Origin of the sequence: Enterococcus sp. C76 (genome assembly GCF_040886985.1) — a bacterium.
Taxonomy (GTDB): domain Bacteria; phylum Bacillota; class Bacilli; order Lactobacillales; family Enterococcaceae; genus Enterococcus_B; species Enterococcus_B lactis.
The window spans coordinates 243057-267448 of sequence record NZ_JBFOEY010000002.1 but is presented as its reverse complement, the minus strand read 5'-3'; the positions used below and the strand labels follow the sequence as shown (position 1 = coordinate 267448).

Here is a 24392-nt window from a genome sequence, read left to right as displayed (position 1 = left end):
GATATTTTCAATAAAAGTTTTCATTTTTAGCCGCACCGATTTCTTTTAATCAAGGTTACCTTGCTTCGGCATGTTCTAACGTGAAATGCTCCTCTTCACCCATGTGTTTCAATTGTTTCATCGAACGCATGTAAGAGTAAAGCAACACAGCAACAGAGCCGATCCAAGCTAGAGGAGAAGCTGCTGCGGCTCCTGGATACCCCCACATTCCTGTAAGAACGATAGCTGCAAAAGAACGCATAAGCAATTCCATCATACCGGCGATCGTAGGAATCTTGCTTTGTCCAAGACCTTGAAGCGTGTAGCGTAAAATGAACAGGACTGCTAAGATCCAGTAAAGAGACCCATTGATATTGAAGTAGGTTTGTGCTAATTCAAATACATGTGTTTCTGATGGGCTAACAAACAGTTGAACAAAGAAATGTCCAAAGAAAATGACGATAGCACCTGCTAAAAGACTAAATCCGACACTCATCAATAAAGTTTGTCGTACACCTTGCAAGATTCGGCCATATTCCTTTGCACCATAGTTTTGTGCAGTGAAAGTCGCCATTGCGATACCAAATGACATCATCGGTTGATTGGCAAATTGATCAATACGACCAGCAGCGGCTTGAGCAGCCACAACATCTGTCCCTAAGCTATTTAGTGCTGCTTGTAATACGATAGCACCGACAGCGATGATTGAAGACTGGAACGCCATTGGCAAAGCTGCATTTAGATGTACACGAAACTCTTCTTTGTCAAAATTGAAATCTTTTTTGCGTAACTGTAATAAAGGCATCTTTTTCTTGATATACACAAGACACAGTACGCTAGAAGAAACTTGTGCGATTACGGTAGCAATAGCTGCACCTTCCACACCCATACCAAAATAGATAATAAAAATCAAATCAAGTACGACATTGATGATGACCGCAATGATCAGAAAGAATAATGGTGTGCGGCTGTCACCAAGTGCGCGAATGACATTAGAAAGCAAATTGAAACTGACGGATGCAAAGATCCCTAACAAAATAATTGAAATAAATGTTTGTGCTTGATCAATTATTTCAGGAGGAGTTTGCATCAACTGAAGCATCGGACGAATAAACAGGAGACTCAGGACAGTTAAAATCACAGTGACGACAAGACTAATAACAACACTAGCAGCAAAACTTTTCTTCAGACCCCGATAATCTTTTGCACCGTAACGTTGTGCAGTAATAATGGCTAAACCAGCTGTTAACCCTTGGGCAAAACCAATGATCAAAAATGTCAGGCTTCCAGTTGCACCAACCGCTGCCAGCGCATTTTTACCTAGTGTCTGACCCACGATGATCATATCGATCATATTATAAAACTGCTGAAAAACGTTTCCGATCAGTAAAGGAACAGTGAACAGCAAAATCAGTTTAGCGGGGCTTCCTTTTGTTAAATCGCGCATCTTTTAAACTCCTTATATCTTTAAAATTTAGTTAGTAGTATATAGCGTTTATCCTGAGAATACCAATTAGAAATCAATGATAATTGATGAAATTCCATAAAAAGAAGCCAAGAATTGAGTCAAAGAATCAACAACTTGGCCTGGTCTGTAAAATAAGGGACATCCACGTTTATCTATCACCTTAATATTGTCTGATCTCACTTGGTAAAAGGATCGTTTCTCTCGTACCGTCATCATAGGCGTATACTTGAGCAGGAAATTGGTTCGAATAGGCAAACGGCAAATCAATATCCATTTCCACATTGCTTCCTGCTTGAGAAAAATGCATCGTCACTTTTCCACGATTTTCGATCAAATCAAAGGTTAATATATTTTCTAATGGAATGACTCCCTTAAGATCTAGGTCAATAATAAACCATATACTGTCAATCAATTCATCTGGCAAACTTGATACTACACCAACTGAAGCGTAACGGTTGCGGCTGCTATCAAAACTTTCAAACATCTGGTTAACCTCCTTCGAATCAACGAATGTTTTTATTTTTATAATCAATCATAGGATAAACTAGAAATACTTACTTTAACGAGGGTTCATTCTAATAAAGAATCAGGAAAAATGCAACAATAATTGAATACTTTTTTTCAAAGTATAAATTTTTATAAAGGTACGATAAAAATATGCGAGGGAAAGCTTGGTAAATCAGCATTTTTCGTTTGCAAAGCTATTTACAAAAGCGGAAGCTCCATATGAAAATAAACGATTAGAAATAAAAAAGGCGTGTTAAAAGCTGCTGACCCGCCGCTTCTAACACCACCTGATTGTTTCAGTATTATTCTTCTTTTGAACCGATTACTTCTGGTTCGCCGCCTTCACCTGTGCTTTCTTCTTCTTCACTTTGAGCGACTACAGCAGCAATTTGTTCTTCACTGTCGGTCACGAACTTGTAATCGTCGTTTTTTGGAAGATCGGCTACTGTAATAGAATCGCCTAATTCCAAGTTTGTCACGTCGACTTCAATTCGTTCAGGCAATTTGTCTGGTGTAGCAGATACGACTACTGTATACAAGTTTTGAGCTAACACTCCACCCGATTTAACACCAACTGATTCGCCAACAAGAACGACTTCTGTTTCGACTTCTGTTTCTTCCGACATGTTGACAGATAGAAATTCTGCATGTTCGAAATGATTAGTAAAAGTGTTCGTTTGGATCTTATGAACCAATGTATTGACTTTTTGTCCGTCAATGTCCATCGTGATAACTGTGTTTGCTCCATGTTCACGTAGCAATTTGCTTAGTGTCAAACCATCGAATGAGATAGGGGTACTTTCTATTTTATACCCATAAACAACAGCTGGAACTTTCCCTTCATGACGAAGTTTATTTCTTAATGAACGGGGACGTACTTCTCTTTTACTTACTTCTAATGATACTGACATAACCAAAATTCCTCCTTAAAATGTGACTGTCTGCTTTGGTAACGGACAGATTTTATTTAAGTGAATTCTAAAGGCTAATCTCTTGCACATCATCGAAGGCAGGGCGCTTAAAAAAACGCAAAAGGAGAGATGTGCGCATCTCCCCTTAGAAAGTCAGGATTCAACTTTTCTCCACCAGGTCATTACGCTGTGTATGAGAAATCCAATTCACTTTACTCTTTAACCGTAACGCGAACTGCTAGTTAAGTCAAGGAATAACGCTGATGATTTATTTGCAAGCAAACATATTCAAGGTATAATTCTTATTAGTAATAAGAAAGGAAACGGTATGCGCTTAGATAAATTAATAGAAGAAAAATTAGAAACGACACGTAAGGAAATGAAGCGGCTGTTTGCTTTGAAGCAAGTGATGATCGATGGCACAGTCGAATTTCGACAAAATCGAAATGTAGACAGTTTGTTGCATCGGATTGAAGTAGCAGGTGAACATTTAGAAACAAATGAGTCCTACTATCTTCTCAACAAGCCTAAAAAAGCTGTGACTGCTGTGTCAGATCCAGAAAAGACGACGGTAATCGATCTGATTGCAAGTGCCGATCGTTTTCAGCCGCTCTATCCAGTGGGAAGACTGGATAGAGATACAACAGGACTATTGCTGATTACTTCGAATGGCCAATTGGGATATGAAATGCTCCTTCCTGAAAAAAAGGTCTCAAAGACTTATCAAGCAGTGGTGAACGAAAGGGTGACATCAGCAGACGTAGCAGCATTTGAAAAAGGAATCGTATTCGCTGATGGGTACCAATGCCAGCCGGCTTACCTGAAAATACTCAAAGCAGACAAGCACCAAAGTACCGTTTTATTGACGATCCAAGAGGGGAAATTCCATCAAGTCAAAAAGATGTTTTTAGCCCAAGGAAAGAAAGTGATCGCATTGAAGCGGTTAAGCATGGGACCATTGGAATTAGATGAACAGTTGGCAGTAGGCGAGTACCGATCGTTGACGCTAGCAGAGATGAAAAAGTTAAGTATTTATTTTAAATAGGAGATCAAAAAGATGAGATATAACACTTTATTGTTTGATGTTGATGATACATTGCTAGACTTTCAACAAACTGAGGCAAATGCTTTAAGTGCTTTGTTCGCAGAGCAAGGGATCACATTGACACCAGAAATCAAAACGAGCTATAAGGCTTTGAATCATCATTTATGGCAGGAATTTGAAAAGGGCAGACTATCACGAGAAGAAGTAACAGGCAGTCGTTTTGGATTACTCTTCCAGCAATTTGGGAAAACAGTAGATAGTCGCCAAATGGAGAAACGCTATCGTCACTACTTGAATCAAGGACATGATCTTGTTCCGGGAAGTCTAGAACTTCTGAAAAAGCTCCATCCTCACGCCGAACTTTATATTGTAACGAATGGTGTGTCGCATACTCAATATCAGCGTTTAACAGATGCAGGAATGCTTGATTATTTTAAAGATATATTTGTCTCAGAAGCTGTCGGAGCGCAAAAGCCGATGAAAGAATTTTTTGATCATGTATTTTCCCACATTCCTGATCTTGATAAAAAGCAGACGGTGATCATTGGTGATTCACTGACTTCTGATATCAAAGGAGGGAACATGGCAGGAATCGATACGATTTGGTTCAATAAAAACAAATTGCCGGAAATCGAAGAAATCCAACCCACTTATCGAATCGATTCTTTAGAAGAACTTTACTCATTATTGGAAATTGAAAAGGATTAATTTTCAGAAAAATATAGCATTTTCGTGTTTTTTCGCTATAATAGATTAGAATGAAAAAACGGATACGAAAGAGGTTTTAGTCAATGACAAAAAGCAAGCCAATTATCATTGGTGTGACGGGTGGGTCAGGAAGCGGAAAGACAAGTGTCAGCCGTGCGATTTTCAACAACTTCCCGGACCATTCCATCATGATGCTTGAACAAGATTCTTATTATAAGGATCAGAGCCATTTGAGTTTTGAAGAACGATTGAACACAAATTACGATCACCCTTTTGCCTTTGATAATGATCTGCTGATTCAGCATGTAGGCGACTTACTGAACTATAAAGCCATTGAAAAACCCGTGTATGACTATGTAGCGCATACAAGAAGTCAGGCAACGATCATTCAGGAACCAAAAGAAGTGATCATTCTAGAAGGAATCCTGATCTTAGAAGATGAACGTCTGCGTGACTTGATGGATATCAAGGTATACGTAGATACAGACGATGATATTCGTATTATTCGTCGTATCAAACGGGATATGGAAGAACGGGGACGCACATTGGACTCCGTGATCGAGCAATATTTGACAGTTGTTAAACCGATGTATCATCAATTTATCGAACCAACGAAGCGCTATGCGGATATCATTGTTCCAGAAGGCGGAGAAAACCACGTTGCTATTGATTTGATTACAACAAAAGTGGCTAGTTTCTTAAACCATAAATAGTGCGCAGCGAAACAGTTGAACGGACTGCGACCGTTCGAAAAGCAAGGATCCTGCTTTTTGAACAGTCACCAGTCAACTGTTTTTTTATTTATAACAAGAGGTTGTGAAATCAGCGTCTTGACTTGAGTATTAGAGAAACAAACGGAAAAATAGCTACTTATATTTTACCGTTTTTTGAGCTAATACCGAAGGTCAGCTGATTGAGCACCGTGAATCAGAGGTCGTGAAAAAGCTGCCCTGCATCCAGTAATAAGAACAAATCAAACAAAAACAGCTTCTCATGTTTTTCGTTTGGTTGGGTTTATTATCGTAGATGCAAGCTTTTGAACACCGTTTAACAAGAGGTTGTGTCAGAAGTAGTCAGCTTCAATAAATAAGAAGGAATTTTCCGAAGAAGCTACTTTTGCAGCACCCCCTAAGGAGGCAGTTTTAGCAAATGAAAAAAGATATGAGGAAGAAAGATGTCTAAAAAAGCATCAGTTTTACAAAAATGTCTTCAGATCATGCCAATCATCGGTCTGTTGTTTTTCTTTGTGTTGATTCTCTATGCTTATCATCATGGGATTTTTCGTTCAAGCACGTCTTTGCAAGCGTTTATCCAGGAATTCGGCAAGTATGCAGTGATAGTATTTGTTCTGCTGCAAGTGATCCAAGTGATCATTCCTATTTTGCCGGGAGGGATTTCTTCGGTAGCTGGCATGCTGATGTTTGGCAATGGATTTGGGCTTTTATATAGTTGTATTGGTCTAGTGATTGGGGAAGCAATCGGATTTTTGCTTGTCCGTTACTATGGCGTAGCCTTTGTCCAGCTTATTTTATCGCCAAAAAAGTATCAAAAATTTGATGAATTGCTGACAAGAAAAACGAAAGATATCAAAAAAGTATTAGTCGTTACCTTGCTGCTTCCCTTTGCGCCAGACGACTTGATCTGTCTAGTAGCTGGTTTGACGAAATTATCTTTTAGAGAGTTTATGCAGATCGTGATTTTCTTGAAGCCGTGGTCGGTAGGTGTGTACAGTATGATCATGCTCTTTTTATTCCATCAAGCGCAAGGTCATTTATAATGTAAAAAAGGACGTGGGTGTATGGAAAAAATAAAAGTAACAGAAAATGAACTGGATGAGCTGATGGCAGTCATTCAAGAAGTATGGCCGGAAGCTTTTGTACCAATTATTGGTCAAAAGCAAGTCGATTATATGCTGAAAACTTATCAGTCAAAAAAGCAGATCCAAAAAGAACTGGCAGAAGGCGTTTCTTATTTTTTATTAAAAAGTGAAGGGAAGACTGTCGGTTACACTGCTTATGAAGAGATAAAAGGTAAAATCTATTTAAGTAAATTATATTTGCTGAACAAAGCCCGTGGCCAAGGATTGACTTCTTCGGTTTTTCGCTGGTATGAAGAACTTGCTGCGCAAACAAAGGAAAAAGAGATTTTTTTACGAGTGAACCAGGGAAACCACCAAGCAATCGAGGTTTATAAGCATGAAGGGTTTGAGATTACAGAAGAACTTGTTTCAGATATCGGTCAAGGATTTCAAATGGTCGATTATAAAATGAAAAAAGCTCTCGCATAATCTTAGGAACTGTGTTAAAGTAACTTCATGCGACGGGTCGAGAAGGACTCTGGTTTACAGAGCTCCTAATTGATTTTGGAGGCACAGGATAATTGATTTCTATCTTTATCACCTGCCGGATGCAGGGGTGTCGGGCAAGACTTTTGTGGAGAAGGGCTTGTCTGCTTGAGTAATCAAGTACCGTAAAAATGCGGAAAGAAGCTTATGCTTCTTTCTGCATTTTTTTTTACAAGAATATATTCTGTAAAATTGGTTTATTTCCCCTTTAATGCTAAAATCGAAGAGCAGATTAGTTATAAGACTGTTTAAGGGAGCCATTGTCATGTTCGAAAAACTCAAACGATTTGGGCGCAATTTTACGCAAACAACGCCCTTTATCTTAAGCAATACGATTATTTTGATTCCTTATCTTTTATTTTTGGGAATAACAGATTCGCATAATTGGCTGACGATTTTGCCATTTACGCTGTTTTATGCCTTTCGGATGACTGGGCTGTTTTTAGTCAATAGTCTACGATTTGGTCTAGATAGTTACACGTTGCTGATGATCGCTCTGCTGATGGGTGGTACTGGTTCATTACTTGGAATACTAGGCGTATTTTATTTTCCCTTGTTTTATTTTTCAAGTGTTCTTCTAGGGCTAAGTGCAGCATGGCTTGTACCTGCTAATATCACGGTCAATTTCCATGAGAAGACGCAAGGCTTTATCAATATGGATGGGAAAAAATACTTATTTGCAGCTATCTGGCTATTTCTCCTGTATCAAGCGATCGGACTGCCTGCACCGACTCAGATTGCAGCAAGCTTTACGATTTATACACTTTTTTACGTCATGGCCTACCATACGGTCAGTCATTATCCGCGTTACGAACTGGATTTCAAAGATATTAAAAGAAACCTAGTGGCTACGCGGGAGCTTGTTTTATTTTTGGTGTTCTTTGGCTTATTGTTTCTTTTGAGAAATGCCCGATTGTTATTCGATGAAAGGCTTTTTGATCTTGCTGTTTATGGTTTCTTGGTGTTGTTCATTGTGTTCGTGTTCGTCTTAGGCCACCAGAAGAAGGAATGGAAGTTGCCAAGTTGGCTGAATCTGTTTACTTTTCTAAACGGAATGCTAGGGAATTTTCTTTTTTTGTTTAGCAGTTTTTATGTTGGCATACTGTACGGATTAGAGAAACTTCCGTTTTATATGTATTTTCCTTATGCTGCCGGTTTGATTGCAGCAAAAATAGTCGGACCATTGATTTTGAAACGTTTATCATGGTCTCCATTGGCTACGCAATTGCTTGGACTGAGTTCTTCTTTGTTGGTCCTCTTGATTCCAAATGGTTTTGCGATAGGTGTCTTTCTGCTTAGTTTCTGGCACGTAGTAACAGGCAGTTGGCTAAATAAGGAATACTATCAAACCGATGTAGCTATTCCAATGGATCGTCGGATTATTGCCAAATACACTACTCAAAATAAAGGAAGTGTGATCCACCAGTTTTTATTAATGACGCTTTTGTTTATTTTAGCAAAAGAAATGGGAGAGCCAATCCATCTACTACTGATCATGCTGAACCATGGAGCAGTGCCGATAGCAAGTGCGCAACTGCTTATTTTAGCCAAATGGATCAATGTCGGTCTCTTAATGAGCGGATTGGTGACTGTATATCATTTATGGAAGAAGGCGAAAAAGAATGAGGCTATTCATTGATGGGGATGGTTCTCCAGTAAAAGAAGATGTCATAAAGTTAGGAGAATCCTATGGTCTCGACGTGATTATCGTAACCAGTGTAGATCATTATACGACCAAAGAATACGCTAATCATGTCCAAATCGTCTACGTAGACCGTGGAGCTGATAGTGCAGATTATAAAATCGTCGGTATGGTTAAGAAGAATGACTTTTTGATCACGCAAGATTATGGTTTAGCTTCACTTGTATTGCCGAAGGGTGTTCGAGTGTTCCATCACTCTGGAAAAGAATTTGACGAAGCGAATATCGGTACGCTTCTCGAACAACGTTACCATAGTGGGAAATTAAGAAAAGCTGGTATAAGGACAAAGGGTCCAAAACCTTTTACGGAGAAAGATCATACGGCTTTTCGTCAAGCGTTGAAAAAGGCAATTGACCAAGGTTTACCAAGTACAGAAGATAGTAGGTAACGAAGGTAGTTTACTTGTGCGCGAATACACCAAAAAGGAACAGGGAAACAGGATAATTGGATTCCTTGTTCCTTTTTTTTGTTGTTCTTCGGTACTCGCTCAAAAAACGGTAAAATAGGAGGAGCTGTTTTTATTTGGTCGTTCTTATTGTTTGAGACAGAACAGCTTTCTCCCAACTTTTTTCTACTTTTTCCTCTTCTTGTACATTTGGATCAATGCATCGATTGCTAAAAAAATAATGACAAATGCGGCAATAGCATACGTAAATATCCCTAATAAGGAAACGACCTCTGCGTTTTCTACAGGTGCAGCTTGGACAAGGAGGGAAGATCCTACGATCAATGCAGCTAAAATCATGCCGAAAACAAGCCGATTGATCATACTTTCGATCCTGTTCAATAATTTGTCTTGCTTTTTTAATTCCAAATTGACTTTTCCTTGTCCCGAAGTCCACATTTCTAATAGATGATGGAGTTGTTGTGGAATCTTAGGCGCAGCCTTCATTCCTTCTAATAGATCTAATCCACTTTGTCTCAATGTATCTTCTACATCCAAATGGGTGAGAAAGTAATGTTGGGCAAAAGGCGAAGCAACTTCCATGAGGGAAACTTCAGGGTCAAGGACACGGATTACCCCTTCTAATGTCCCGAATGCTTTCAGCAAAAGCGTGATATCACGGTCGAACTGCAGATTATTTTGATGACAGATCATCACGACTTGTGCGAATACTTCTTGCAAGTTGATTTCATCAATAGGGGAATCATAATATTGTTCAAGAAAACTTGTCAGTTCTTGATGAAACCGACTTTCATCAAATAAGCCTTCCTGCTGACAAAGTCGAAGGACCGCTTTTTCGATTCGATAAGCATCTTTCGTATACAGCGCTAAAACGGCTTGTGTGAGCTTTTGCCTAAGTCCTGCAGAAAGATGCCCCATCATGCCAAAATCAATGTAGTTGACCGTATATGGCGCAACAGGGTCTTCTGTAGAAGTAGAGGCTCGAAAAGCAAAGGGGCCGAACTCTTTTTCATGAACTGTTTCAGCTGTTCGGCGAGCTCGTGTCTGTTCTTCTTTTGTTAGCACATGGAACAGCAAATTCCCCGGATGAGGATCAGCATGGAAAAAACCATCATCAAACACCTGTTTCATAAAGTTCTCAACTAAAAGCTTTGCAACTTCTTGTTTCAGCTGCTTGTTTTGAATACCGGTGATAAAAGTTTCTGTTCCGTTTTCGGCATTCATCAAATGATTCAAGTTTTTACCAGACATTTCTTCCATCACGATCACTTTTTTCGAACAAAAAGCGTCATAAATTTTGGGGCTGCGGATCTCTTTCCAGCCATTGTTCTTTTGATAGAATTGTTCGCCATTTTGACTTTCTTTTAAGAAGTCCATTTCATTGATCAAGGAACGTTTTACTTCTTGGAGTACCCCTTTTAGATCAACTACGCTAGTTTCAGGAATGTATTTGATCAAAGGGATTGCACGTTCAAATAGTTGAAGATCAAGGCGGATCTCTTCGGCAATGTTAGGGTGTTGGATCTTAACAACTACCGCGTCACCGCTTTTCAGCTTGGCACGGTGCGCCTGTCCCATAGAAGCGGAAGCAAAAGGTGATTTGGAAAAATCATCGAATATATCTGATACTGAAAGAGAAAGTTCCGTTTCAATCGTCCTTTTGACCGTTGAAAATGTGTCGCTAGGTACACTGTCTTGTAATGTTTTGAATGTCTGAGTGAAGGCAGAGGAAAGCAAGTCCTCCCGAACAGAAAGCATCTGTCCTATCTTGATGAAGGTGGGTCCTAATTCTTCAAAGGCTTTTTTTACCTGTTCGGGATTTTTTTGCTGTACAAAGTTTGGCACTACATTGTAGTTGATGAACACTCGAATGATTTCTGCCAAGCGGCTGCGTGGATTTGTTTGCGCCATCATCATCCCTCCTTTCCTTTATCATAACTTTTTATAAAAAACGGGACAAATAATCTAGCTGACAAAAAATAAATGACGTTTGTTCTTTTAGAAACCAACTCGTTTTTTTATAAATAAGTTATTCGTTTGTTTTTGTTTTGTGCTAAAATATGAGAGTAAATCACTGAACGATTTAGAATACAGGAGGACAATCTTTTGAAGATTACTTTACTATATGGCGGACGCAGCGCAGAGCATGAAGTGTCCATTCTTTCCGCATTTTCAGTTTTAAATGCCATTTATTATAATTATTACCAAGTTCAACTCGTATTTATTACAAAAGAAGGACAATGGGTCAAAGGTCCATTACTAACAGAAAAACCTGCCAGCAAAGATGTCTTGCATCTTTCATGGGACCCAAGTGGACAGACAGAGGAAGGCTTTACAGGAAAAGTGATCAATCCGGGCGAAATCAAAGAAGAAGGAGCCATCGTTTTTCCAGTTTTACATGGGCCAAACGGAGAAGATGGAACGATCCAAGGCTTCTTAGAGACATTGAATATGCCTTATGTCGGCGCAGGCGTATTGACCAGTGCATGTGCCATGGATAAAATCATGACCAAATATATTTTACAAGCTGCTGGTGTGCCACAAGTTCCTTATGTACCAGTACTTAAGAATCAATGGAAAGAAAATCCTAAAAAAGTATTTGATCAATGTGAAGGTTCTTTGCTTTATCCGATGTTTGTCAAACCGGCGAATATGGGTTCTAGTGTCGGTATTACAAAAGCAGAAAACCGCGAAGAATTGCAAAATGCTTTAGCAACAGCCTATCAGTATGATTCTCGAGCAATCGTTGAACAAGGAATTGAAGCGCGCGAAATCGAAGTTGCTGTATTAGGAAATGAAGATGTTCGGACGACTTTGCCTGGTGAAGTCGTAAAAGACGTAGCATTCTATGATTATGAAGCCAAATATATCAATAATAAAATCGAAATGCAGATTCCAGCCGAAGTGCCGGAAGAAGTTTATCAAAAAGCGCAAGAGTACGCGAAGTTAGCTTACACGATGTTAGGCGGAAGCGGATTGAGCCGGTGTGATTTCTTTTTGACAAATAAAAATGAATTATTCCTGAATGAATTAAATTCTATGCCAGGATTTACGGAGTTCAGTATGTACCCACTCTTATGGGAAAACATGGGCTTGAAATACGGTGATTTGATTGAAGAACTGATTCAATTAGGAATGAATCGATACCATCAGCGTCAATCTTTTTTTGAAAAAAATGAATAAAGAGAAATAAAGAAGAAGCTGGAGTGATTGCGTAACCGCGTTCATTCTAGCTTCTAAATACGAATAGAGAAATTTACTTGGAAGTGAGAGTCATGCGAACCCGCCGTTTAGGCCAAACGCTTTTTTCACAACCTTTTTTAGGAGAGATCTCAATGAATCTAACAATACAAGAAATTGCACAAGCCGTGGGCAGCGAATGCTCTGCACTGACAAAGATTACCAATGTCGAATTTGACAGCCGGAAGATAACCGAAGGAAGTTTATTCGTTCCTCTTGCCGGTACGCGAGATGGACATGAATTTATCCAGCAAGCGATCACAAATGGCGCATCTGCTTCATTTTGGAGCTTGCCTGTTGAACAAGCACCAAAAGATTTTCCAGTTATCCCTGTAGCAGATCCTTTGAAAGCCATGCAGCAATTGGCAACCTATTACTTGGAAAAAGTAGGCGCAGAAGTCGTTGCAATTACAGGAAGCAATGGTAAAACCACCACGAAAGATCTAACCGCGTCTGTCTTGTCTGAAAAATACAAAACATATAAGACGCAAGGAAATTACAACAATAATATTGGTCTTCCTTACACGATTTTGCACATGCCGCAAGATACAGAAAAAATCGTTTTGGAAATGGGCATGGATCACGCCAATGAAATCACAGAACTTTCACTTATGGCTCAACCAAAAGCTGCAGCAATCACAATGATCGGTGAAGCACACATAGAAAATCTTGGGTCGCGAGAAGGAATCGCTAAAGCCAAAATGGAAATCACTGACGGACTTGTACCAGACGGATTACTCGTTGTGCCCGCAGATGAACCGTTGCTGACACCTTTAACGGCAACATTAGTACAAACAGTCACAACATTCGGTATTGGAAATGGCGATGTTCATGCAGAAGTGACAGCAGAAGGAAAAGCGCAAACCGATTTTGTAGTAGAAGGAGAAACATTTACGATCCCGCTGCCTGGAAGTTATAATGTAACGAATGCTTTGATTGCGTATACGATCGGGCGCTTCTTTGGACTGTCCATACCTGAGATACGCCAAGGGCTCGCTCATGTTTCTATCACACAAAACAGAACTGAATGGCTAACGGCAGGAAATGGTGCAGCTATTTTGAGCGATGTCTACAATGCAAATCCAACAGCCATGGGACTAGTATTAGATACTTTTAAAAATCTGCCAACAAAAGGGCGCAGAATCGCTGTGTTAGCAGATATGCTGGAATTAGGGAAAGATTCATTAAACATGCATGCGCAAATGAGTGAACATATCGATCCTGAGAAATTTGCCATGATTTTCTTGTACGGGGAACAAATGCATGCATTAAAAGAAGACTTGAATCAAAAATATCCGCAACTACCTGTGTTCTATTTTGAAAAAGAAAAGAATAAATTGATTGAAGCTGTCAAACAAAATCTTGAATCAACAGACAGTATTATGCTGAAAGGCAGCAACAGCATGGGCTTATTCGAAGTAGTAGAACAGCTTCAGCAAATGAAATAAAAATCTGTAAACTTGCAGAAAATGAAAAGCTATGTTAGAATAACCTATTGCCGAAAGATGAAGAGAAATTGGACTGGTTTTGCCATGGAAGCAACTTGTCGAAACCAGATGTCATAATCATGATAAAGCTGAACGCGACCCGTTTGGCTTTTCTAATGCCTAAACTTCGCAAAGTGATTTTTCGGTGGTGCCACAGGGGCTAAGAATGGATAAAAACGTGCGTGGCCACTGTCAAAAAGAAACAATACACTTTGACCGAACAAATCGACGGGGTAGCAAAAAAGCTACATCCTCAGTTAACAACCATATAGGAGGATTCATTTGAAATTTAAAGAACTAGAATTATCACCAGAATTGTTGAAATCAGTCGAACGCGCTGGTTTTGAAGAAGCAACACCTATCCAAGCAGAAACGATTCCGCTAGCATTAGCTGGAAAAGACGTTATTGGACAAGCACAGACAGGTACAGGGAAAACAGCTGCATTTGGATTACCAATGTTAGAAAAAATCGATCCAGATCGTCACGAATTACAAGGTCTGGTTATCGCACCAACACGTGAATTAGCTATCCAAACACAAGAAGAACTATATCGTTTAGGGCGCGACAAAAAAGTGCGTGTACAAGCTGTCTATGGTGGAGCAGATATTGGCCGTCAGATCCGTGGCTTGAAAGATCGTCCACATATCGTTGTGGGTACACCAGGACGTATGCTTGACCACATCAACCGCCATACATTGAAGCTTGGAACTGTTCAAACATTAGTCTTGGATGAAGCAGATGAAATGTTGAATATGGGCTTCTTGGAAGATATCGAAAAAATCATTTCTCAAGTTCCTGAGCAAAGACAAACATTACTTTTCTCAGCAACAATGCCGCCAGCCATCAAGAATATCGGCGTTAAATTCATGAAAAGTCCACATCATGTGAAGATCAAAGCGAAAGAAATGACAGCTGACTTGATCGATCAATACTATGTCCGCGCAAAAGAATACGAAAAATTTGATATCATGACTCGCTTGTTTGATGTTCAAACACCGGAACTAACAATCGTCTTCGGACGTACAAAACGCCGCGTAGATGAATTGGCACGCGGATTAGAAGCACGTGGTTATCGTGCAGAAGGAATCCATGGCGATTTGTCTCAACAAAAACGGATGAGCGTATTGCGTTCATTCAAGAACGGTCATTTAGATATCCTTGTAGCGACAGACGTTGCCGCACGTGGATTAGATATCTCAGGTGTCACTCATGTGTACAACTATGATATCCCTCAAGATCCAGAAAGCTACGTTCACCGTATCGGACGTACAGGTCGTGCCGGAAAAGGCGGTATGTCTGTGACTTTCGTTACACCAAATGAAATGGACTACTTGCATGTGATCGAAAACTTGACGAAAAAACGGATGACGACTTTACGTCCGCCAACTGAAAAAGAAGCATTCAAAGGTCAATTAGGTGCTGCAGTTGAACAAATCGAAACAAAACTTGCAGAAAACGGTCTAGATAAATACCTGCAAACAGCAGATAAATTATTAGAAGAATATTCTGCACAAGATTTGGTTGCTTTACTGCTGAAAACGACAGCAAAAGATCCAGCTGATGCAGTACCAGTGAAGATCACACCAGAACGTCCATTGCCAATGCAGAAAAAAGGATACAACAAAAATGGCAAACGTGGCGGCGGAAACAACCGTAATCGTCGTGACGGCGGGAATTATCGTGGAAACAAATCAAAAGGCGGTTATAGCAAAAATAATAACAGCCAAAAAGATGGCGGTAAACGTCACAATGATAAAAAACGCGGATTTGTGATCCGTTCAAATAACGATTAAACCTAAAATGAAAGTTTCTCTGTTTTAAGAGAAACTTTCATTTTTGTTATTTGTGGACTTATTTGTGGCAAAATGGTTATAATTTGGTAGAATGAGAGTGTTCTAAATTTATTGAAAAGAGAAAAACATATGATAAAAGGAATTGGGATCGATGCAGTCGAATTGTCTAGGATCACTCGGCTGATCGAAGAAAAACCAAAATTCATTGCACGAATCTTGACCTCTGAAGAAACGAAACTGTTCCAGTCCTTGCCTTTTCATCGCCAAGTAGAATTTTTAGGCGGGCGTTACGCCTGTAAAGAAGCTTTCTCTAAAGCTTGGGGAACGGGGATCGGGAAAGTTACCTTTCAAGATATCGAGATTTTAAAAAATGAAAACGGTCAGCCCGTTGTTACGCGTTCCCCTCATGAAGGCAATGTATGGGTCAGTATTACTCACACAAATGAAACAGCTTTTGCACAAATTATTTTGGAAGACTAGAAAGAAGGAAAAATGATGGTTGTCGCTTGGCACCGCCCAACGAAAGCAGTGATACATAAAAAAGCTATAACTGAAAATGTAGCAAATGAAGTGGCAAGACTTCCGCAAGGGAAAGAATTGTTTGCAGTAGTAAAAGCAAACGGATACGGTCATGGAGCTGTAGAGACAGCTGAAGCAGCAGTTGCTGGTGGAGCTTCGGGTTTTTGTGTTTCAAATTTAGATGAAGGAGTCGAGTTGAGAGAAGCTGGATTTACTCAGCCCATCCTTATCTTGAACATGGTTCCTTACGACGCACTGGCTTTAGCTGTTGCTCATGATTTGTCAGTAACTGCAGGTACTCGGGAATGGTTGCAGGCAGCAGCTGCTATTTTAGAGGAAAGTAAGCTAGAGATGCCTCTTTCGATCCATTTAAAAGCAGATACTGGGATGGGGCGTATCGGTTTTTGTACACCTGAAGAAGTAAAAGAGGCAGCTGCATTCATCAGAGAAAGTCGTGTATTAGAATGGGAAGGATTATTTACCCATTTTTCTACAGCAGATCAAGCAGACGATACGTATTGGAATCTGCAAAAGGAACGCTTTATGGAAGTGCTAAAAAAACTTCCTGAACTTCCTCGATATGTACATGTCAGTAACAGTGCAACGGCTTTATGGCATGATGAAACAATCGGCAATATGATTCGTTATGGAGTAGCAATGTACGGACTGAACCCATCTGGACATGCACTACCGGAAGTTTATCCGTTACAGCCAGCGCTTGAACTGGTTTCTGAATTGATCCAAGTCAAAAAACTCCCAGCAGGTGAAGGAATCGGCTACGGGGAAACATATATCACTCCTGAAGCAGAATGGATCGGAACGATACCGATCGGTTATGCAGATGGCTGGCTACGAAAGATGCAAGGTTTTTCTTTATTGGTAGAAGGAAACTATTGTGAAACGATTGGACGTGTATGTATGGATCAACTGATGATCCGATTGCCTCAAGAATTTCCGGTCGGAACAAAAGTGACGCTTATCGGCAAAAATGCAGACAAAGAAATCACTATGCAAGATGTAGCAGATCAATTAGGTACGATCCACTATGAAGTGGCATGCGGATTAGGACAGCGGATACCAAGAGAATATCAAGAATAAGGAGGATCCTATGGTAAAAAGAGGAGATATTTATTTTGCTGATCTTTCTCCAGTCGTGGGATCGGAGCAAGGCGGAACACGTCCAGTTTTGGTTATTCAAAATAATCTAGGTAACCATTTCAGCCCGACGATCATTGTTGCGGCTATAACGGCAAAAATGGCTAAGCCTAAGCTTCCGACTCACATTGGGATCAAAGCTACTGGAACAGGAATAGAAAGAGACTCCGTTATCCTGTTGGAGCAGATCAGAACGATCGATAAATCAAGATTGAAAGAAAAAGTCTGCCATTTGGATCGTCCAATTATGGCAGAAGTTGACCGAGCATTAAAAATTAGTGTGGGCATTGAGGCACTCACTCCTGTTACTAAATAAGTATAGCGAAGTAACCATGCAGCCTTTACATATAAAAAAAGGACCAACTGTGCGTAAAAAAAGATACGTCCGCTTCTAGTACCAGCATTTCTGCTAGAAGAAGCGAACGTATCTTTTTTGATGATCCAAGGAGTGGTCCATGCGCCCTCCTCCTTTACAGCCAGACTTGGACTACCAGCTGGCTTTTTTTACTCCTGGAATCAAACCTTTATGTGCTAACTCACGGAATTTTATACGGGACATCCCGAATTTACGCATGTATCCGCGAGGTCGTCCATCGATTAGATCGCGATTTTTCAACCGTTCTGGACGAGCATCTAAAGGAAGTTTACGCAAGCCTTCATAATCTTTTTGCGCTTTTAATTCCTGACGTAAAGCAGCATAGCGTTCAATCGTTTCTTGCTGTTTTTTTGCTTTGGCAATCTTTGATTTTTTAGCCATCAACAAATTCCTCCAATTTTTTTATTAGCGTAAATCGTAATCTTTACGCTTTTAGATGAATAATTTAACACGATACGCGAAAAAAAACAACTATTTTGTTTTGGATCATGTTCCAAATCGAAAAGACATTTTTTTTGTCAAAATAAAGGCATGAACGTAAACTTAAAGAAAAAGGGAGATGGTAACCATGCGAAGATTTGCAATTAACGGTTACGGAGAAGCGCAAGATGTTTTTGAAGAAATCGATGCTCAACCCAGAGAAGTCCATTCCGGACATATTCGTGTAGAAATAAAAGCATTCAGCGTGAATCCGTATGATGTTGCCTTGCGTTCAGGAGAGATGAAAGAGATACGAACATTGAAATTCCCTTATGTACTAGGTAATGATGGCGCTGGTATCGTGACAGAGATTGGTTCAGATGTCACAACTGTTCATGTAGGTGATCGAGTAGCTGTCCATGCAGTCGGCGGGACTTACGGAGAAGAAGTCGTACTGCCATCAGCAAAAGCAGCAAAAATTCCAGATGAAATGAGTTGGGAAGAAGCAGCCGGAATGGTCACACCAGGGATTACGGCGTACAATCTAATCAATCATTTGACGGAAATCCAGCCGACAGATACAGTAATGATTCTAGGTGCATCAGGTGCGGTCGGGTCTAGTCTGATCCAGCTTCTCCACGAAAAGGGTATCCGAATCTTAACCAGTGCCTCTAGTAAAAACGAAGAAAAAGTAAGGAAACTAGGAGCTTCAGCATTTGCTGCTTATGATAAAACAGACCCAGGTATGCAATTTGCTGATCAAGCAGACCTTGTGATTGATGCCACGAAAGGAAGCATCAAAGGAGAAACCGGCATCCAGATCCTGAAACCAGGTGGGAGATATGTTGCATTAAATGACCTCCCAGACCTAGATTTGCGGCAAAAAAAGGAAGGCTTTTATGAATCATTTGTTCCAAGAAAGGAATATCAAGATGCAGAAGCCTTTGCTGGCATAATCAAAGCCTATCAAAAAGGTGCCTTTCATATTTTTATTTCAATGAATCTGTCTGCTTCCCTTGCACATGTCATCCAAGCACATCAGCAAGTTGAAGGGCATCCTCCTGCTGGGAAAATCATTTTGTCATTCGAAAAGTAAGAAATATAGGAATAAAAAATGAAAAAAGCTGAAACATTTTTGTAGGGGCAAAGACCAAAAAAGTGTTTTAGCTTTTTTGCGTATACGTATAATAGATAAAAACTTTGGCATAAAATTATCTTTCCCTTTTATTTCATGATAAAGTAAAGGCTGTAATCCTTAATTATTTCTCAATATGTAAGAGATTACAATGAGACAATTGCCGTGATATGTCCAAAAATTCGACTTTTTTGAAAAAAGCCGATTGAAAAAAGTATGAAATACATGGTAAAGTAATTCAGCTGAAAAAAGAAGAAGGGGGAGAACTATGCAGTCAATCAAAAATACACTTCGTTTATATTTGCTTGACTGGAAACGGATTTTCAAAAACCCGATTGCTACACTTTTGATCATTGCGATCATGATCATCCCTTCGCTATATGCGTGGTTTAACATTAAAGCACTATGGGATCCATATGGAAATACTGGAGAGCTGCCAATTGCTGTTTACAGTGCAGACAAGCCAGCAGAGTTTCAAGGTAAAGAAGTGGCCATTGGGAAGCAAGTCATCGAATCGCTTCATAAAAATAAACAATTAGGATGGCAATTCGTTGATTCAAAAGAACAATTAGAAGACGGAGTCCGTTCCGGAAAGTATTACGCAGGTATTTACCTGCCAAAGGATTTCTCAGAAGATTTGCTGAGTTTTACTAGTGGTGACATCAAGAAACCCAAAATCGAATATACGGTAAATGAAAAAATCAATGCGATTGCACCGAAAATCACCGATAAAGGAGCAAGTTCGATCCAATCGCAAATCACAAATGAATTTATCAAAACAGCCAGTTCGACTTTATTGAAAGTATTCAATGAAATAGGTTACGACATCGATACGAACCTAGTAAGTATCAATAAAGTCAAAGATATGATTTTATCAACAGATGAAAATCTGGACACGATCGACGGCTACACAAAGCAAGTCCTCGAATTACAAAGTCAACTACCTGACATTAAAGAAAAACTGAATAAAGCAAATGAATTCGTGGATTACATCCCTAAAGTAGATGAGATGGGCGAAAAAGTTGTTGCATTGAATAACAAAATGCCTGAGTTGAAAGACCAAGCAAAAATCATCCTTGATTTGCAAGAAAAAATCCCAGAGATCCAAAATGCCGGTAAACAACTAGCAGAGATCGACGGTGATTTTGCTTCGATCCAAGAGACAATGAATCAAGGAATTGACGAAGCAAAACAAGGCTTGACGATCATCCAACAAGTACAAGATATCTTGCCAGATGTGAAAAATTTAGAAAACCAGGCAAGTGATCTAGCAAACCAAACAAAATCAGGTGCCTCTCAGCTGAAAGATGCGATACCAAGCATCACAAACAGTGTAGATGTTACATTGAAGTCAATTGGACAAGTGGCAACAACGACAGGTTCGCTAATTGACTCTATCCAGGTTGGAACTGAATTAACGGATGAGCAAAAACAAGCAATACAAACTATCATTGATGGTATTCCACAGCAACAAGCTACGATTGACAAATTGATTCAGTTTTTGACTGAGTTACAGAATAACGCCGGTAATGATAAATTACAGGGAATTATTGACAAATTGACTCAAGGCAAAACGTTATTGGATGTATTAAAAAACGCCTTGAATACTGCTGTTCAGGCAGGAAGTATCAGTCAAAATCTCTTTGATGAGATAAAACAAGCAGTTTCTAATGTTAATAGTTTAATCAATGGTATTGATGTAAACAATGTCAGCTCTACCGTCACTTCTCTACTAGACCAAGTCATCGATACGATTGGGACTGCACAAGGCGCACTGAGCAAAGCGGACCAGATCGACTTTGATTCGCTTCTCAGCTCAACGAAAGCAACTGTAACAAATGCAGTGGCAATCTTAGAAAAATATCAAAAAGAAATGCCTGCAATTGGACAAGAAATCCACGATGCCAATACAATGTTGAATGGCAATATGGAGACCATCGTCAATGGCATCAATGAAGGGGCAGACCTATACAACAATGAATTACCGATCCTTCAGCAAAAATTAGGGTTGGCCGCTGATTTTATCCAAAATGATTGGCCCACACTAAAAAATGAAATCACCGGTACATTGACAACAGTAAATGAAAAAATGCCAGAAGTCGAAACAGCTGTGAATGCTGCTGCGGACTTGATCAACAATGACTGGCCAAATATCAAAGCTGGTATCCAAAAAGCAGCAGATGCGATCCGAAAAGGCGAACAGGAAGTCGATCTAGGCGAAGTCATCAAATTATTGAAACTAGATGCAACAAAAGAAAGTGACTTCTTTACACAACCTGTTGAGCTGCAAACCAATGCGCTCTATCCAATCGCAAATAACGGTTCAGCTAGCACCCCATTTTATACTGCACTATGTCTGTGGGTCGGCGCTGTTCTTCTTTCAAGTGTTGCTACGACAGAATACTATTTAGGAAAGAAAGACCGAAATAATTTTACGAAACGAGAACAATTCGTTGCTCGTATGCTGACATTCTTGACAATGGCAATCGCGCAAAGCTTGATTGTTACATTAGGAAATATTTTCTTACTAGGAGTAGATGTCCAAAATCCAGTCTACAGCGTGTCATTTGCTGTCTTGATCGCCTTAGCGTTCATGATGATCGTTTACGTCTTGGCTGCATTATTCGATAACGTCGGTAAAGGGATCGCTATCATTATTTTAGTACTGTCGATCTCTGGTGGAGGCGGGAACTATCCGATCCAAGTCTCAGGAAAATTCTTCCAAATGATCAATCCGTTCTTGCCATTTACGCATGCGGTAAACTTGTTGCGGGAATCTGCAGGAGGCATTTACTGGCCAAATGCTACGAATGCAATCTGGATCATGGTCGGTTTGTTTGTTGTCTTTGGAGTCGTAGGAACGGCAGTCTATCCGTTCATCGAAGAAAAAATGACGAAATTCAAAGAAGCGGCGCACGAGAGCCATATTTTTCATTAAAGAAAAGAGGTTGTGAAATCAGCGTTTTGAGCTAATACCGAGGGTCAGCTGATGGAACACCGTGTACCAAGAGGTTGTGAAAAAGCTGTTCTGCACCAAGTAATAAGAATGACCAAACAAAAACAGCTTCACATTTCTCTTTCAAAAGTTAAGATATAAAAAAGGATAGAACCTGATTTTCTAAGTCAAGTTCTATCCTTTTATTATAGAATTCAAAGAAAAAGCCCATAAAAAAATGTTAGATTTTTGCTGTATTAAAGCGTTTGAAAAAGCGCTTGATATTTTTCTGTTTTTTTCCAATTATTTTCTTAAAGTTTATTGACTTTTAAGGTCAGTGAGCGTACTATAACATCTTGTTTACTATAAATTTTCGACTATAATACTTGAAGTAAAATTGCGTGTAAAGGAGTTTAAAAATTGGATTACTTAAAAAGGTTGTTAGTAGGTAAGCCTTTAAAATCTGCTGAAAATGATGAGCACAAATTAACCCGTTTTGCTGCTTTGGCATTATTGTCGTCTGATGCGTTATCATCTATTGCATATGGTACGGAACAAATCGTTGTCGTTTTAGTCGCTTTGTCTGCTGCAGCTATCTGGTATTCGCTGCCCATTGCCGCTTTTGTTATTATTTTATTGATTTCCTTAACGCTATCATATCGTCAAATCATCCATGCTTATCCTCATGGCGGTGGAGCATATGTCGTCAGCAGTGAGAATCTTGGGAAGAATGCGGGCTTGATTTCCGGTGGCTCTTTATTGATCGACTACATGTTGACGGTAGCAGTATCTGTCTCAGCAGGTGCTGAAGCAATCACATCAGCGGTGCCAGCATTATACGGGCATCAAGTTGCTATTTCTGTGACAATCGTTTTACTACTGATGATGCTGAATCTTCGTGGTCTGAGAGAATCTGCATCGTTCCTGTTATTTCCGGTGTACACATTTATCCTTGTAATCTCGTTGCTAATCGTTGTTGGGTTATATAATATCGTGACAGGTGCTGTGCCATTGCAAGCTACTGCGCTTCCAGGAGCGGCTGTTCCGGGGGTTTCTATCGCCTTGATTTTACGAGCATTTTCTTCTGGTTCCTCCTCTTTGACTGGGGTGGAGGCTATCAGTAATGCCGTACCATTCTTCAAAAAGCCAAGAGCCAAAAATGCCGCTGCCACATTGACGATGATGGCATTGATCTTAGGTTTCTTCTTCGTTGGAATCACATTTATCAATTATTGGTATGGAATCGTTCCAGAAAAAGAAGTCACTGTTTTGTCTCAAATCGGTAAAGCTGTCTTTGGACATGGTATTTTGTATTACGTCCTTCAATTTGCTACAGCACTGATTTTAGCCGTTGCTGCCAATACTGGTTTTTCTGCTTTTCCAGTTCTTGCATACAATCTGGCAAAAGATAAATTCATGCCTCACATGTATCAAGATCGTGGGGATCGACTAGGCTATTCCAATGGGATTATCACTCTAGCGCTAGGTTCGATCGTGTTGCTGTTTATTTTCCATGGCTCAACAGAACGCTTGATTCCGTTATACTCTATCGGCGTGTTCATTCCATTTGCTTTATCTCAAACAGGGATGGTCGTCAAATGGAAAAAAGAAGGAAAAAGATGGTTAAGCAAATCGATTGCCAATATTACAGGTGCGTTCATCTCATATGCAATCATTGCGATTTTGTTCGTCTATCGGTTAGGAGACATTTGGCCTTTCTTCATCATCATGCCAATCGTTATGTTCATTTTTTATAAGATCCATGATCATTATAAAAAAGTGGCAGAACAGCTTCGTTTAGAAAATGATGCAAAACTACATGACTATGACGGAAATACCGTTCTTGTATTAGTTGGGAATGTGACACGGGTGAATATCGGTGCGTTGAATTATGCACGTTCGATCGGTGATTATGTCGTTGCGATGCACGTTTCGCTAGACGAAGATGTCGAAAAAGAAAAAGAAATCGAAGCAGAATTTAAAAAGCATTTCCCAGATGTCCGTTTCTCAATCGTCCATTCTTCTTACCGCTCGATTGAAAACCCAATTATTCGGTATGTAGATATCGTAAGTAAAAATGCAGCGAAACAAAACTATACAACTACTGTGCTGATTCCTCAATTTGTACCAAACAGACGCTGGCAGAATATTCTCCATAACCAAACAAGTTTGCGGTTAAGATTGCGATTGTCTTGGCGTGAAAATATCGTTGTCAGCACCTATAGCTACCATTTGAAGAAATAAGTCCATCAAGAATCTGG

21 protein-coding genes are annotated in these 24392 nt (G+C 39.8%); 16 read left to right on the top strand and 5 right to left on the bottom strand.

The genetic code is table 11. The features are described 5' to 3' along the window. Positions 1-55: 55 nt before the first annotated feature. The 3 genes from AB3I00_RS03720 to AB3I00_RS03710 all read right to left on the bottom strand — a co-directional run bounded on the left by AB3I00_RS03720 (position 56) and on the right by AB3I00_RS03710 (position 2865). Entirely contained in the window at positions 56-1426 is a 1371-nt protein-coding gene (locus tag AB3I00_RS03720; RefSeq protein WP_002293436.1) for an MATE family efflux transporter, read from the bottom strand. 181 nt (positions 1427-1607) lie between these two features. Then, positions 1608-1931, bottom strand: a complete 324-nt coding sequence (locus AB3I00_RS03715) for a DUF960 domain-containing protein (RefSeq protein WP_002289744.1) — start codon at positions 1929-1931, stop codon at positions 1608-1610. Positions 1932-2256: 325 nt separating this feature from the next. Next, positions 2257-2865: a 50S ribosomal protein L25/general stress protein Ctc gene (locus tag AB3I00_RS03710; RefSeq protein WP_002293435.1), complete on the bottom strand. Its 609-nt coding sequence runs from the start codon at positions 2863-2865 to the stop codon at positions 2257-2259. Between the two features lie 328 nt (positions 2866-3193). Between AB3I00_RS03710 and AB3I00_RS03705 the strand changes: the two genes are divergently transcribed. The 7 genes from AB3I00_RS03705 to AB3I00_RS03675 all read left to right on the top strand — a co-directional run bounded on the left by AB3I00_RS03705 (position 3194) and on the right by AB3I00_RS03675 (position 9052). Continuing rightward, positions 3194-3910 carry a 16S rRNA pseudouridine(516) synthase gene (locus AB3I00_RS03705; RefSeq protein ID WP_024635699.1) on the top strand — a complete coding sequence of 239 codons (717 nt, stop codon included), beginning with the start codon at positions 3194-3196 and terminating at the stop codon, positions 3908-3910. 12 nt (positions 3911-3922) lie between these two features. Further along, positions 3923-4618, top strand: a complete 696-nt coding sequence (locus tag AB3I00_RS03700; RefSeq protein ID WP_002315562.1) for a YjjG family noncanonical pyrimidine nucleotidase — start codon at positions 3923-3925, stop codon at positions 4616-4618. Positions 4619-4701: 83 nt separating this feature from the next. Next, positions 4702-5331, top strand: coding sequence for a uridine kinase (gene udk, locus AB3I00_RS03695; RefSeq protein WP_002289751.1), 630 nt, complete (start codon positions 4702-4704; stop codon positions 5329-5331). A 461-nt stretch (positions 5332-5792) separates the two neighbouring features. Continuing rightward, positions 5793-6395 carry a TVP38/TMEM64 family protein gene (locus AB3I00_RS03690; protein ID WP_002293431.1) on the top strand — a complete coding sequence of 201 codons (603 nt, stop codon included), beginning with the start codon at positions 5793-5795 and terminating at the stop codon, positions 6393-6395. A gap of 21 nt (positions 6396-6416) precedes the next feature. Further along, positions 6417-6905, top strand: coding sequence for an N-acetyltransferase (locus AB3I00_RS03685; RefSeq protein ID WP_002293430.1), 489 nt, complete (start codon positions 6417-6419; stop codon positions 6903-6905). A 322-nt stretch (positions 6906-7227) separates the two neighbouring features. Then, on the top strand, positions 7228-8601 hold the full coding sequence (locus AB3I00_RS03680; protein ID WP_086286329.1) for a hypothetical protein: 1374 nt from the start codon (positions 7228-7230) through the stop codon (positions 8599-8601). Then, a complete protein-coding gene (locus AB3I00_RS03675) occupies positions 8585-9052 on the top strand; it encodes a YaiI/YqxD family protein (protein ID WP_104764245.1) in 468 nt (155 codons plus the stop codon). Before AB3I00_RS03680 ends, AB3I00_RS03675 begins: the two co-directional genes overlap by 17 nt. Before the next feature lie 183 nt (positions 9053-9235). Here the strand turns inward: AB3I00_RS03675 and AB3I00_RS03670 are convergent, their stop codons facing one another. Beyond that, complete coding sequence (locus tag AB3I00_RS03670; RefSeq protein WP_368024786.1) at positions 9236-10981, bottom strand: ABC1 kinase family protein; 1746 nt, start codon at positions 10979-10981, stop codon at positions 9236-9238. Positions 10982-11176: 195 nt separating this feature from the next. Here AB3I00_RS03670 and AB3I00_RS03665 point away from each other — a divergent pair, with 195 nt between their 5' ends. From AB3I00_RS03665 to AB3I00_RS03640, 6 genes are all read left to right on the top strand, one after another. Next, the gene (locus tag AB3I00_RS03665; protein ID WP_002293424.1) at positions 11177-12253 is read left to right on the top strand and encodes a D-alanine--D-alanine ligase; all 1077 of its coding nucleotides are present in this window, start codon (positions 11177-11179) and stop codon (positions 12251-12253) included. Between the two features lie 152 nt (positions 12254-12405). Continuing rightward, positions 12406-13758, top strand: coding sequence for a UDP-N-acetylmuramoyl-tripeptide--D-alanyl-D-alanine ligase (gene murF / locus AB3I00_RS03660; RefSeq protein WP_086328589.1), 1353 nt, complete (start codon positions 12406-12408; stop codon positions 13756-13758). Between the two features lie 321 nt (positions 13759-14079). Next, on the top strand, positions 14080-15591 hold the full coding sequence (locus tag AB3I00_RS03655; protein WP_002293419.1) for a DEAD/DEAH box helicase: 1512 nt from the start codon (positions 14080-14082) through the stop codon (positions 15589-15591). 129 nt (positions 15592-15720) lie between these two features. After that, positions 15721-16071, top strand: a complete 351-nt coding sequence (acpS, locus tag AB3I00_RS03650) for a holo-ACP synthase (protein ID WP_002293418.1) — start codon at positions 15721-15723, stop codon at positions 16069-16071. A 15-nt stretch (positions 16072-16086) separates the two neighbouring features. Then, positions 16087-17208, top strand: coding sequence for an alanine racemase (gene alr, locus AB3I00_RS03645; RefSeq protein WP_086286326.1), 1122 nt, complete (start codon positions 16087-16089; stop codon positions 17206-17208). Positions 17209-17218: 10 nt separating this feature from the next. Continuing rightward, a complete protein-coding gene (locus AB3I00_RS03640; protein WP_002289874.1) occupies positions 17219-17581 on the top strand; it encodes a type II toxin-antitoxin system PemK/MazF family toxin in 363 nt (120 codons plus the stop codon). Positions 17582-17752: 171 nt separating this feature from the next. Here AB3I00_RS03640 and rpsN read toward each other — a convergent pair whose 3' ends face one another. Beyond that, entirely contained in the window at positions 17753-18022 is a 270-nt protein-coding gene (gene rpsN / locus AB3I00_RS03635; RefSeq protein ID WP_002293413.1) for a 30S ribosomal protein S14, read from the bottom strand. 187 nt (positions 18023-18209) lie between these two features. Between rpsN and AB3I00_RS03630 the strand changes: the two genes are divergently transcribed. From AB3I00_RS03630 to AB3I00_RS03620, 3 genes are all read left to right on the top strand, one after another. Then, on the top strand, positions 18210-19157 hold the full coding sequence (locus AB3I00_RS03630) for an NADP-dependent oxidoreductase (RefSeq protein ID WP_368024785.1): 948 nt from the start codon (positions 18210-18212) through the stop codon (positions 19155-19157). A 307-nt stretch (positions 19158-19464) separates the two neighbouring features. Beyond that, a complete protein-coding gene (locus AB3I00_RS03625; protein WP_368024784.1) occupies positions 19465-22134 on the top strand; it encodes a YhgE/Pip family protein in 2670 nt (889 codons plus the stop codon). A 417-nt stretch (positions 22135-22551) separates the two neighbouring features. Continuing rightward, on the top strand, positions 22552-24375 hold the full coding sequence (locus AB3I00_RS03620; protein WP_002294202.1) for an APC family permease: 1824 nt from the start codon (positions 22552-22554) through the stop codon (positions 24373-24375). The last annotated feature ends 17 nt before the right edge of the window (positions 24376-24392 follow it).